We start from the raw sequence: 12,375 nt of genomic DNA, 5'->3' as shown, positions 1-12,375 counted from the left end.
GGGGGTGGTGGGGGCGGCGGTGGAGGAGGGACTGGGACTGTTACCATCACAGTCAGCCCCTCTGCACCTCAGGTGGGCCAACTAGTGACCTTCAGCCTGTCCGGTCCCCCGGCAAGCGGTAGCGGCAGCATTACGATCAACACGGGCGAAGGTCCCAAACCGGTCACGTACCCATGTACCCTAGGGGTCTGCGCGGCTACGCACACCTATCAAACGGCGGGAACCAAGACCGTGACGGCGGTGGGTAAGGTGAATGGAGTAGACTACTCGGGTTCCACGACCGTTACGGTCCAGTCCAACTGCAACGAACCGCAGGCACCGGCCGCCGACTTCACCTGGTCGCCGGTCCAGCCTCAGCCGGGTCAGCCGGTGCAGTTCACCGATATGTCCGGAGGAAATCCTACGGCCTGGAGCTGGAACTTTGGCGATGGAGTGCCCCCTGTTATTCCACCTGGGACCTCTGACAGCAAGAACCCAACGTATATCTTCCAAAAAGAGGGCACGTACACGGTGACGCTCACAGCTTCCAACTGCAAGGGCAGCTCCACGAAACAAAAGCAAATTACCGTGTTGCCGGCTTGTGGGGGGACCGCGGTGCCGGTAGCGGATTTCACTTGGCAGCCGTGGGAGCCCACTCAGGAACAAGTATGTCAGACCTTTCCTGGCCAATGCTCCAAACAGCCCTACGCCGGGCAAAAGGTGAAGCTCACAGACGCCTCAACCAATAATCCAACCGATTGGCACTGGTATGATTTCCAAGAGCTTAAGGCTGATTTTACCGGGCAGGCCACTGTGACCGTGCTGTGGAGTCAGCCGGGTCCCAAGAACGTCCGGCTAAAAGCGAAGAACTGCGTTGGTTGGTCGGAGGAAAAGCTCAAGACCGTGCAAATTTACGCCGACGAGCGGCCAGTAACCGCGGATTTCGAGCCTCCGGCCAACGCAAGTGTAGGGAAACAGTCTACGCTAACTGCTAAGACCGGGTTTGCCTATGGCGATCCTACGGAGTTTACCTGGGAAATCCAGGATCCAAAGCCTGGAGAGCCAACTCCCGTTAAGCTTTCCGGCAACCCCGTGAACTACAGCTTCAAGTGCGGGGGCCAGCGGCAGGTGAAGCTAACAGCAAAACGCGGCACTTACACTGGCACGGTCACCAAGACGGTAGAAGTTTCGGGACAAGTCTGCGGACCTGAAGCATTTGTGGCCGCTGACGCGGCAAAAGTGCCGGGTCTCAACAACACCCTATGGCGCACCGACCTTCGCATCTTTAACCCTGCGAACACCGAGACCCGGGTGAACCTGTACGTCCTGGAAGCCGGGAAGAGCAACTCAAACCCACCCGGGGTTAGCAATGTACCGATTCCACCGAAGAGTTCCCTGGCGTTGGACAACGTTTTGGAGTTCTTCCGCCAGCAAGCCGGGGTTGATGTGAGCAAAGCAGCCGTACGGGTCACGTATGAAAACGCTGAGGGCGTACCGCCGGTGGTGGTGGGGAGGACCTACACCAACGTGCCCGGCGGCGGGACCTTTGGCCAGCTCATTCCAGCGCTAGAAGTCCGACCAGGGAGCATGCCTCGTGAGCAGTGGATCACCGGCTTGCGGCACGATGGAACGGGCGGCGAGGGATTCCGTACCAACGTGAGCTTGTACAACCTGCGGCCCAGCGAGGCCCGGCTCGATCTCTTCCTTTACGATGCGCAGGGGCAACTCAAAGCGGTGAAGCAAGGTAAAACGATTGCGCCCTTGGGCTACGAACAGGCGTCACTTCTCAGCTTCTTCTCTGTGCCCGATCCGCTTGGCGTAGCGACGGTAAAGCTGGTGCTTACCGAGGGCAGCGAAGCTGGGTTTAACGGCTCGGTCGTGGACAACCGCACAGGTGACGCAAGTCTGGAAACCAATGAACCGCCCGCCAGTGGCACAGTCTTGGTGATCCCAGGAATAGCTCATAACCCTGGCGCTGCCGGCTCTATGTGGCGGTCCTCTGTGACCCTTACAAATCCTGCTACCGAGGCCAAGAGCTTCACCCTGAAGTTTGTGCCCAGGGGACTGCCGAAGTTCGAGAAGGACGTGACGCTCCCCGGTGCTCAGACCCTGCCCATTGGGGATGTTGTGGCGTGGGTGGTGGAGCCGCTCCCCGCTCCCGACGTTAGTGGTACTTTGCTTGTGTATCCCAAGGACGGCGTATTTCCTGTGGTTTCCGCCCGCACGTTTAACCTCGCTGCGGATGGCGGAACCTACGGCCAAACCCTGAAATCCTTCCACGCGGGTAACGCTGCCGGCGGCGACACGGGGTATCGGAGGCTTTACCTCACCGGCATGGCCAGCGAGGACATTGCCCGCTCTAACCTCGGTTTTGTCCACGTGGGCGGACCGACCGTGAACTTCAAGGTCTGGTTCTACGACGAGCAGGGTCGCCTCCTGAATCCTGACGCCAATACGCCTTACACCGTGGCCCTGTCCGAAACAAACCCCTGGGACCAGGACAAGCTGGAGAACCGGTTCCGCAACAAAGGGTGGACGCTGCCGGCGAACCTACGGGTGGTTTCCGCGGTGATCGAAGTAGAAGGAGGCATCGGCCAAGCCTACGCTTCGGTCATTGACAACCTCACCAACGACCCCATCTTTATCCCTGCCGTGCCTGCACCGTAAAGATTGCTGGCAAATTTCCCAACCGGCCTCCTCGCGGAGGCCGGTTTTTTTTGTTAGGCTTCAGCGGTATGGAACGCACTCTGAAACGAGAAGCCAGCATGCTTTTGGCAGTCCAAGGTCTCTACATGTTACTCCTCGGTCTTGCTTTACTGCATCATGAACCCTGGCGGGATGAGATCCAAGCGTGGCTTTTGGCGAGGGATAGCAGTACTTTAGGAGAGCTTTGGCGCAATACCCGCTACGAAGGTCACCCGCTTTTGTGGCACGTTGCCCTTTGGGTTGTAACCCGCTTCTTTCAACACCCCGTTGCCATGCAGGCTCTGCATTGGATCGTGGCTTCAGCAGCTGCGTGGGTCTTCCTCCGCTATGCACCTTTTGCTTTTTGGGTGAGGGTTGGATGGCTGTTTGGCTATTTCCCTTTCTATGAGTATGGGGTCATTAGCCGGAACTATGGCCTCACACTTCTCTTTCTTTTGCTAGCTTTGAAATGGAGCACCCGCCCCACAGGAGCATCCATTTCCCTGGCCCTAGCTTCGAACTCCTCCCCGATGGGCGTACTCCTTGTGCCCCCGCTGGCGTTAGCTCTGAAGGCAAAATGGAAGGGCGCCGGCGTTAAGAGCTGGATTCTCCTAGCCGTGGGATGGGGCGTTGCGGTCTGGAGCTGCATCCCCCCAACCGACTACGAACATGCAAGAGGCCTTTTTCTCGGGTGGGAACCCTTTCGTGCCTATTACATCCTTCGCGGATTAGCCTTTTCGCTCCTTCCCCTCCTCCGGTACGACCTTCACTTTTGGAACAATACGTTGCTTTTTCCCTTTGACTTTGCAGGCGTGCCTTTCGCCTTTCCCCTCGCTATCGCTGTCGCTGCGGGAATGGCCGCCCAGCTCGTTACCGCGCTCTGGTCATCCAGGCGGCTTATTCTCATCTGGAGCTTGGGATTACTTATTCTCGTCAGCTTCTTTTACGTAAAGTTTCCTGGGGCTGCAAGGCATCACGGCTTCATTCTTGTTTGGAGCGTGCCCTGCCTTTGGCTAGCAAGAGATCTTGAAACTTCCCTCCGTTCTTCTGGCCATCTGTTCCTGGCTTTATCGCTCGCAGCCGGCTTGCAAGGTAGCCTCGTCGCCACACTCGTGGATTGGCGGCATCCGTTTAGCGCGGGCAAAGACGCAGCTCGTTCTGTCTCTCTTCACTGCAAAGGGGCACCTCTTGTGGGCCACACGGATTGGGCTGCCTCTACCGTCGCGGGGTTTCTACCTGACCAGCGCGTTTACTACCTTACCACCAAAGCCTACGGGAGCTTCGTGGTTTGGAACTTAGCACGGGTGCGTCGCGAGTTCCTTTCAGAGCAGGAGATTGTTGCCGAGGCCCTAAATCTCGGAACTTCCGGGGAAACCTGCCTATTGCTGAATAGACCTCTCAGCGAGCAAATCCCCTGCCGCCTCCTTGCCGCCCTTCCAGAAGCCATCGTGGGCGACGAGGCCTTCTGGCTTTACCGTTGCGGAACGCCCGCCCCGTAACACCCGCTCCCTATGATAGTGTTGGAGCGGAGAGGGTCGCTTTAATGCCGAAGCGAGAGCCGGCAGTTTCGCTAGATGTCCGCGATGTTTCCAAGAGCTACCCGCTCTTTTTCCGGCGGCGCGACCGATTATTGGCCTTATTCGGGTTTGGCTCCCAGCGCGCACGCAAAGCTGCACTTCGGGCGGTTTCTTTTTCAGCCAAACCCGGGGAGGCCATTGGCATCATCGGTGAGAACGGTTCGGGTAAAAGCACCCTCCTCCGAATAGTAGCTGGAATTACCAGACCCGACAGCGGCGACGTGTACGCGCGCCAACCGGTGGCAGCTATTTTGGAGCTGGGAATGGGATTTCACCCGGATTTCACGGGTCGAGAGAACGCGATTCTTTACGGCTCTCTCTTGGGCATTCCTCCCAAGGAAATGGCCACCCGCCTGGAGGATATCCTCGCGTTCGCGGACCTTGGACCGTTTGCCAATCAACCGCTTCGCACGTACTCCTCGGGGATGGCAGCGCGATTGGCCTTTGCAGTGGCAACGCAGGTGGACCCCGAAGTTTTAGTGGTAGACGAAGCCTTGGCAGTGGGTGATGGGGCATTCCAAAAAAAATGCGTTGACCGCATGCAAGCTCTCAAAAGCCGGGGTAAGACGATCCTTTTCTGCTCGCACTCCCTTTACCTGGTCACCAGCTTCTGTGAAAGGGCGATCTGGTTGCGGGAAGGGCGGGTGGAAGCCTTTGGAGACGCCGCAGAAGTCGTGGAAGCCTACAGTGAATTCCTGGGAAAAAAGCAGCCTGTGAGCGGCACACAGGTGCAGGCACGGGACACATCCGAAGCCCATCCCGTGCCACGCCCACACTTGCGCGCTCTTGAAACCGATCCGGCCCTTGAAAACTGGACCTCGGGGGAACCCCTTACGTTCCACCTTAACTTACAGGTCCCTCAGGGCGCGCCGGCTTTCCACGTGGGTGTTTCCGTGGACACCTTAGACGAGCGGTGCGTTTTTTTCGCGTCCACTCATTGGAGTGGGCTACCACCCCTCTTGCTGGCGAAAGACGATCGTGTGTCCTGTCACGTGGAATCCTTGCCCCTCGGGTATGGGAAATTCTGGGTCAACGCCTTCGTTTTTGACGATACCGGCTTGGTACTTTGGGACCGAATCCGCCTCCCGCGCCCTTTGGAAGTGAAGGGGGATCGCTGGAACCCTTCGCTGCTTCAGGTGCCTTACCGGTGGCGATTGTGATGGGCGGGCGGGTCGTTTTCCTCCTTGAAGGCACGGGGCTTTATGGGGGCGTCAAGGTCGTTCTCCAGCAAGCCGAGCTCCTTGCCGAGCAGGGGCTTGACGTGACGGTCGTGGCTAAGGAGGCAAGACCCTCTTGGTATTCCCTCAAGGTGGAGTTTCGCAAGGTCCCCTCGTTTTCACCGGTGTTTTTGCCCTCCGCTGACCTCACAGTGGCCACCTTTTGGACCACCGTTGAACCAGCCCTTTCTATCCCTTGGGGGAGGAAGGTCCACTACTGCCAGGGGTTTGAAGGCCACTACGCGCAGGGAACAGAAGTGGAGCCATCAATCCTTAAAACCTATGCCTTGCCGATTCCCACGTGGGTTGTGAACCCTTCCCTGGGGAACCTCTTGGAGGCTCGTTTCGGTCGCCCGACTTTTCTCCTGCCTCCGCCGCTGGATCCCTTTTTCCGCCCTAAGCGCCGAAAGCCGGAACCCCGAGGTATGCCGAGGGTTCTCGTCATGGGGTCGTTTGATTTTCAGTGGAAAGGAGTAGCCACTGCGCTACAGGCAGTCCTCATTATGCGATCGCGCGGCCTTCCGGTTGAGCTATGGCGCATTAGCCAGTTTCCGCTAACACAGGAAGAGCGTCGGCTCCTTCAACCCGACCGTTACTTTGAGAGCCTTACTCCTCATCAAACAGCACAAGTTGTGCGGCAGTGCGACTTGTTGCTGGCACCCTCCTGGGAGGAGGGCTTTGGCCTTCCCCTTTTGGAGGCTATGGCCTCGGGCGTACCGGCGGTTGCTTCCGATATTGACGCCTTCCGGTTTTTGGCTGGGGGTGTAGTGCCTCTTGTGCCGCCGAAGGACCCCTACGCCTTGGCTGAGGCGGCCATGGACCTTTTACAATCACCTTCCCGATGGCGTGCCGTGCGAGAGGCCGGTCTTGAGCGCGCAAAAGAGTTTTCGCGCTTGGAGGCGGCAAGGAGAATTCGGGAGGCAGTGTGCTGGGTATTTGAAGGGACTTTTGAAGGCGATAAAGGGGCTAACGTTGGAGCTATTTGAAATCCTTTGCCGAGAAAACCCGGAATGACTTCGGTCTCTCTCGTTCTCGTCTGCTTTAGGTCCTCTTCTTACGTGCGGGGCGCGATTGAGCGGTTTCGACGCCAGGCCAAAACGCTGGGTGTCAAGGCTGAAGTGGTTGTCGTGGATCACTCGCAAGATCCCGACGAGGTACGCGCCCTCCAAGACATGCAACCCGACTCCTTGATCGTCCAAACCAACCGGGGCTACGCGGCAGGTGTAAACAGCGGCGTTGCCAGAGCCAGCGGGGACATCGTCCTGGTGAGCAATCCTGACGTGGAGTTGGAGGGCGGTGCTCTGGGTTCGCTTTTAGTTGGCCTTGACCGACACGCGATTGTTGGGCCGCAGTTTCTGATGGGCGAACTGATGTTTCCCCCCATGGAACCTCAGCTCCCTGGGGCGGAGCTTTTGCGCCTTTGTGCCGGCCGCTTCCGTGGCTTGCGCAAGCGTCTGCTGGCCAAAGAGGCCCGGCGAGCGATTGCCGTTTGGGAGGCTCGTGAGACCGTCCCTCTGCGCTTTTTGGGAGGCGCTCTGCTGGCCTTACGCCGGGAAACCTTTCTTCAGCTTGGTCCCTGGGATGAAGGCTATTTCCTCTACTTTGAGGAGACGGACTGGCTTCTCCGAGCCCGACGACGAGGCCTTTCTTGCGCGCTAGTGCCAGCCGCGAGAGCTCAGCACCGGTGGGGGATGAGCGCAACGCCTTCCGATCATGCCCACCACATGCTCGCTTCACGGCGACGCTATTATCGAAAAAACTTTGGCTGGGTCGGGAGCCTCATTGCCGCATGCCCTTTGCCGAAAACCCCGTTTCCTGCGAGGCCTGTACCGATCACCGTGGATGCTAGGGAGCCACTCTGGTGGCTGGTTTCGCCGAGCCCCTTGGGAGTTCCCGCTTTTGGTTTAAAAGGGACGACAGCTTTTCCCGAGACCGCCATTCGGTCGTCGCTTGCCTTTGATAGACACCCCCGAACCCTCTTGGTTGCTGGCTTCGGGTTGGGCGGTACTCTCTGCGGACCATGGAGGTGGGATGCCTGACTGGGTCTTCCGCCATTTCGGGCCAGAGCAAGGGGAAAAAATCAACCGCGCCTTCAACCGCGTGTTTCGTCAGTCTCGGTCTTTAGATGAATGGCGGTGGAAGTTCCTCCAGTGCCCCTGGGGCCAAGCGGTCTTGACCGCAGAAAGCGTAACAGGCGAGCTTTTAGCGCACTTTGCGGCACTGCCAACTCCCTTTCACGTGCAGGGTGCCCGGCGGCTGATTGGTCAAGGGGTTGATGCTTTCCGCACCGACTTGGGGGCAACGCTTCCAGGTGGCGAAAACGCTTACCGTGCCACGGCCAGGGCGTTCTTCGAGCTTTACTGCCGGGAGGGCCCGCTGGAGCTCCTTTACGGCTTGGCGGGACGGCGCCATACGCAGGTACTGATTTCGCATTTAGGGTGGACCGCGTTAGGAAGCCTGCCGGCATTTGAGGCCAGAGTTGCGGGGCGATCCTTCCGCAACGTCCCCAGGGGGCTTTTCTTAGGTTTCAACCCTGAGCTTTGGGAGCAACTTTGGCACCTTACTCGCGAACGCTTTCCGGTGATGGCGTGTCGGGATGAGGCCTTCGTACGTTGGCGTTATTTGCTGCACCCTGAGCAACCGTACCGCTTTCTATTTTGGTTGGAGGGTGAAGGGCCCAGTGCTGCTGCGGTGCTGCGGGCCCGTGGGGAGGTTTGTTACCTCGTGGATCTACTCTGGGACGGAAGGTCCCCCCAGGTCCTCCGCGATCTTCTTTGCGCTGTGGGTTCCCTCGCCAAGGACTGGGGCTGTAAGACGCTCCATACTTGGCTCCACGGTGATCCACTGGCAGCACAAGTCCTTCTCGACTGCGGATGGGTGCGCTCGCAAGCCTACGATGAAATCACGGTCACAGCTATTTCCGCCCGCGCCGACCTCGATCCCCGCGACTTTTGGGAAAACGCTTTCTTTTCCATGGCGGATGGCGATCTCGTATGATCCGCAAGCGTTACCCGGCCACGCTTGATTCGCTGCCCCCGCGCACAAAGCACGCACGACAGGCGAGAAAGTTTCTCCCAGCCGTTGGCCTGGCTTTGGTGCTCGCTGCGATCTTTGGGTTTTCTGCCCATCACCTCTACCTGGTTGTTCCTGGCGTTCTCTCGCCAGCTCCCGCGGGACTGCATCACCGCGTGGGCTCGCGGGAGCAAAGTGATTTGCCGTTGCAGTTTGCGGTGTGGTGGGAGGAGGTGAGGCGGCTGGTCAAAGCCGGGGAGCCGCCGTGGATTTCCGATCGCATTGGCGGTGGGGTGCCGCTTTTTGCCAATGGGCAAACAGGGCTTCCGTGGCCGCTCCAGCTGCCGGTTTGGCTGTGGGGGCCGGAGGTGGGGACCTCGGTGATGGCGGTGCTGAAGGTGCTGGCGGCGTTTTTCGGTATGTGGGTTTGGCTTTCCCGGTTAGGCTGCGGCCCACCTGCCCGTTGGTTTGGGGCTTTGAGCTTTTCCCTTTCGCTGAACTTCTTTTCCTGGCTGCCGGTACCGCTCACCTGGGTGGTGGCCGCCACCCCTTGGGCTTTTTGGCTGCTGGCGAGGACCCTGCGGGGACAGGGGAAAGCCGGAGCGGCCCTGGCTGTGCTTTTGGGGACGCTTCTCGGTTGGTCCACCCATCCGGAGACAGCCGCCTTTTTGGCGCTGGCGCTGGCCCTGGCCGGCTTCGTGCTCAGTTGGGGCCGCTTCCGGCGGCTTCGCCGTTTGCTGCCTCCGTTAGCCATTGCCGGTCTTATTGGCCTGGGCTTTGGCTTGCCGGTGATCCTCACGGTTTTGGATTCCGCGAAGTTCCACGCCGTGCTTTCACCGGCGGAAGGTCTGTCTTGGCACGACAAACTGAGGCTTGCCAGCTTGCTCTGGGTGCCTTTTCGCTTGGGGCATCCGGCGGACTGGAACTTCGCCTTTCCCTTTCCCCACGCCCCGGTAGCGTTGGCCTGCGGATCGGTGGCGTGGCTTTTGCTGTTGGCTGGCGAGACCCGAACGCGGCACCGGCGCTGGGTCCTGGCACTGGCTTCGGTGGCGGTGTTTGCCGTTGGGCTTTTCTTTGAGCTTCCCGGCTTTCGCGAGGTGGGGCGTGCCCTGCCGGTGTTGCGGCACATGACCTGGCCGCGGGTGGCTTTCCTGCTGCCCTTTTGTTTGATTGCCATGGCGGCCCTTCGATTTCCGAAAAGGCCCATCCCTACGCGGCGGCTCACCCTGGCGTGGCTGGTGGTGCAGGGTGTGGTGCTGGTGCTGACGCTTGCCTCGATTCCGGGGACGGGGCCACGGGTGTGGCCCACGGTGGCGGTGCCAACTTTAGCTGCGGGACTTCTGGCCCTCCGCCGGGGCGTCCTTTTACCGCTGCTCGCGGCACTGGAGGCGGGGTTTTGGAGCTTTTCGGTCTTGCCGGTATCCCGCCTCGCGCCGGAAAACCCGGTGGCTTCCTTGCTTGCCCGCTGGGTCCAGCCCGGGGAGCGGGTTTTGGCGGTGGGCCACGTGGTGCCGGCGAACCTCCTGGCGCGCATGGGCTTTTCGGATTTGCGCTCCCACGATCCCGTACGCCCCCGCAGTTTGGCCGCCCTTCATGCGGCGTTGGGCGCCCGGGGGGAGGACCTGCCGGGGCCCATCACCACGCCATGGGCGGGTTTGGCGGGAGCCTGGGGGGTGCGGTGGTTGCTTTCGGGGCCCGAGGGTTTGGCATCGCCCTGGGACCAGGGGTGGGAGGAGGTGGATCGCAACGAGCACCTGCGCCTTTACCGGAACCGGCGTTTTCTGCCGGTGTTGCGCCTGGCGACGCGAGCGCTGCCGCTCCCGGGTGAGGCCTCCCAGGGGCAGTGGGAAGGCCTGGACTTTGCCCACACCGCGGTGGTGTCCCCCCCGCCGGTGCTTTCGGGGGAAGGCGAGCTGGAGATCGTGGAAAAACGGCCCTGGCGGGTGCGGGTCCAGGTGCAGGCCTCGGGCCCAGTGCTGGCGGTGTTTCACGCTCCCCGGGCTCCCGGGTGGCAGGCGTACCTGGATGGGCACCCTGTGCCGCTGGTCACCGCCAACCTGGGCGCCATGGGGGTGGTGGTGCCCCAGGGGACGCACGAGGTGATGTGGCGGTACGGGCCGCCAGGGTTGGGGGTGGGGCTGGCCCTGGGGTTCTTGGGGTTCGCTGCCGCCGGGGTGTACGCTCTGCGGGGACGAAGGCATGCGGTTTGCTGAAGAGCTGGAGCTTGTTCCCTACCACACGGCTTTTCCGCCGGGCCGGCGCTGGCTGGTGCTGGCACCTCACCCTGACGATGAAACGTTCGGTTTGGGCGCGACTTTAGCGCAAGCCGGAAGAAGAGGCGTAAGCCTCCGGGTGGTGGCGCTCACCGGCGGGGAGGCGCAGGGCGAAAGCCCCGTCCGCCGGGCGGAGGCCCAAGCTGCTCTGCACATCCTGGGTGTCCCCGATGGGGCCTTTTGGGATTTTGAAGACCGGAAGCTCGGTGCCTGCGTTGCTGGACTGGCCCGAGCTGTTCGCCAGGAGCTCGCCAGCTTCCGTCCGGAGGTGGTTTTTGCACCCCATGCCGCCGATCTCCACCCCGACCACCGGGCCTGCGCCCGGGCATTGCAGCTCGCTTTGCGGTGGCAGTTGCTTTTCGGTTGGCGAAAGGCCTTGCCGGCGTGGGTGGCGTTTTACGAGATCGGCATCCCCCTGTGGCCCAACCTTTTGGTCAACGCCGATGAAGGCTGGGGGGCCAAGGAAAAGGCCTTTGCCTGCTACGCCTCGCAGCTTTCGGTACGCCCCTACCACCGGGTGATGGCTGGCCTTGCGGCGTTTCGCGCCCTCACCGTGGAAGGAACTTCCTACGTGGAGGCTTTCCAGCTTCACCCGGCCCGCCGGGTAGCCGCTCACTCCTGGCGGTGGCTGGCGCGGCGCGCCTTGGGCCCCCTGCCACCGGCGGTCCTTGCTCCCGAAATGCCCCGGTGAGGACGGTGTTTGGGACAAATGTCCTCAGGATGGGCCCTTGCCATCCGACACAAAGGGCCTTAAGTTGGCATGTGGGTTGCTAACGTCAGGGTGGGAGGGTGCGAGCTATGCGGAAGACGATCCTCGCCAGCATGCTTTTGGTGCTTGCTGCGGCACCCCAGGCTTGGGCCCATGGCCGGGTGCGGGTGGGGGTCCACCTGTGGTGGCCCTGGTGGGACCCCTGGTGGTGGGGCCCGGCGGTGGTGGCGCCGGTGGTGGTGCAAGCCAGGTCCCCCGAGCTGGCTGTGGTGGACACCGACGTGAGCCCGGAACATGCCCGGGTTTACCTGGACGGGCAGCTCATCGGTACCGCCGATGACTTCGACGGCAACCCCGACTACCTTTACCTGCGTCCGGGTCGTTACACCTTGGAGTTTTCGTTAGCCGGGTACGAAACCCGGCGGGTGGAAATTGACGCGCAGCCCGGGCGTTTCTTCCCCTTGGATTTTGAGCTGGCCCGCAGTCCTGGGGAAAAGCCGGCGCCCTGGTACGACCGCCCCGAGGGGTTGCCGGTGGCTCGGGTTTTTGGCAAGGGCCGGGAGGCCCGGGAGGCTTCACGGCCGCGGCCTGATCCTTCCCTCCGTCCGGAGCTTTCGCCGCGGGAAAAGCCGCAGCGGCCGCGGGAAGGAAAGGCTGCACTGCGTTTTGCCGTGGAACCCCCGCAAGCGGCGGTGTACGTGGACGGGGAGTTTGTGGGCACGGGTGAGGAGCTGGCGCAAATGGTGCGGGGCTTGGCGGTGGAGCCCGGCAGCCACAGGGTGGAGGTGCTGGCCCCCGGCTTTCGCGGGGAAACGCAAACGGTGACCGTGGAGTCGGGGCAGGGGGTGGAGGTCCGGGTGAAGCTCACCCCCGGGGACTAGACAAATTCAAAAGCGGGGCCTATACTGTAGGTAGTCGAGAAA

General features: G+C 61.1%; 9 protein-coding genes. All 9 read left to right on the top strand.

From position 1 onward, the window contains the following. Positions 1–2,646, top strand: a 2,646-nt coding sequence (locus EG19_RS02925; protein ID WP_152543880.1) for a PKD domain-containing protein, incomplete at its 5' end; no start/stop codon positions are given. A gap of 68 nt (positions 2,647–2,714) precedes the next feature. Further along, the gene (locus EG19_RS02920; RefSeq protein ID WP_038047255.1) at positions 2,715–4,163 is read left to right on the top strand and encodes a hypothetical protein; all 1,449 of its coding nucleotides are present in this window, start codon (positions 2,715–2,717) and stop codon (positions 4,161–4,163) included. A 131-nt stretch (positions 4,164–4,294) separates the two neighbouring features. Continuing rightward, on the top strand, positions 4,295–5,401 hold the full coding sequence (locus EG19_RS02915) for an ABC transporter ATP-binding protein (protein WP_407702145.1): 1,107 nt from the start codon (positions 4,295–4,297) through the stop codon (positions 5,399–5,401). Continuing rightward, a complete protein-coding gene (locus EG19_RS14390) occupies positions 5,401–6,444 on the top strand; it encodes a glycosyltransferase (protein WP_152543879.1) in 1,044 nt (347 codons plus the stop codon). Before EG19_RS02915 ends, EG19_RS14390 begins: the two co-directional genes overlap by 1 nt. Positions 6,445–6,468: 24 nt before the next feature. Then, positions 6,469–7,497 (top strand): glycosyltransferase family 2 protein, encoded by a 1,029-nt coding sequence (locus EG19_RS14385; protein ID WP_038047249.1) that lies wholly within the window; start codon positions 6,469–6,471, stop codon positions 7,495–7,497. Continuing rightward, on the top strand, positions 7,490–8,455 hold the full coding sequence (locus EG19_RS02900) for a hypothetical protein (RefSeq protein WP_038047245.1): 966 nt from the start codon (positions 7,490–7,492) through the stop codon (positions 8,453–8,455). Before EG19_RS14385 ends, EG19_RS02900 begins: the two co-directional genes overlap by 8 nt. A 98-nt stretch (positions 8,456–8,553) precedes the next feature. Further along, positions 8,554–10,683, top strand: a complete 2,130-nt coding sequence (locus EG19_RS02895) for a DUF6044 family protein (protein WP_152543877.1) — start codon at positions 8,554–8,556, stop codon at positions 10,681–10,683. After that, the gene (locus EG19_RS12265; protein WP_053334808.1) at positions 10,670–11,434 is read left to right on the top strand and encodes a PIG-L deacetylase family protein; all 765 of its coding nucleotides are present in this window, start codon (positions 10,670–10,672) and stop codon (positions 11,432–11,434) included. The genes EG19_RS02895 and EG19_RS12265 overlap by 14 nt, the downstream gene beginning before the upstream one ends. A 107-nt stretch (positions 11,435–11,541) precedes the next feature. Beyond that, entirely contained in the window at positions 11,542–12,333 is a 792-nt protein-coding gene (locus EG19_RS02880; protein WP_152543876.1) for a PEGA domain-containing protein, read from the top strand. Positions 12,334–12,375 lie beyond the last annotated feature (42 nt).

Source organism: Thermoanaerobaculum aquaticum, assembly GCF_000687145.1.
GTDB lineage: Bacteria > Acidobacteriota > Thermoanaerobaculia > Thermoanaerobaculales > Thermoanaerobaculaceae > Thermoanaerobaculum > Thermoanaerobaculum aquaticum.
Note: the sequence above shows the minus strand (reverse complement) of the source record. Positions and strands in the feature narration are given on the sequence as shown.

Bases quoted from the DNA above. Each gene is read 5' to 3' on its own strand.
- EG19_RS02920 (WP_038047255.1), top strand. From the start codon at position 2,715: ATGGAACGCACTCTGAAACGAGAAGCCAGCATGCTTTTGGCAGTCCAA.
- EG19_RS14390 (WP_152543879.1), top strand. From the start codon at position 5,401: ATGGGCGGGCGGGTCGTTTTCCTCCTTGAAGGCACGGGGCTTTATGGG.
- EG19_RS14385 (WP_038047249.1), top strand. From the start codon at position 6,469: ATGACTTCGGTCTCTCTCGTTCTCGTCTGCTTTAGGTCCTCTTCTTAC.
- EG19_RS02900 (WP_038047245.1), top strand. From the start codon at position 7,490: ATGCCTGACTGGGTCTTCCGCCATTTCGGGCCAGAGCAAGGGGAAAAA.
- EG19_RS12265 (WP_053334808.1), top strand. From the start codon at position 10,670: ATGCGGTTTGCTGAAGAGCTGGAGCTTGTTCCCTACCACACGGCTTTT.
- EG19_RS02880 (WP_152543876.1), top strand. From the start codon at position 11,542: ATGCGGAAGACGATCCTCGCCAGCATGCTTTTGGTGCTTGCTGCGGCA.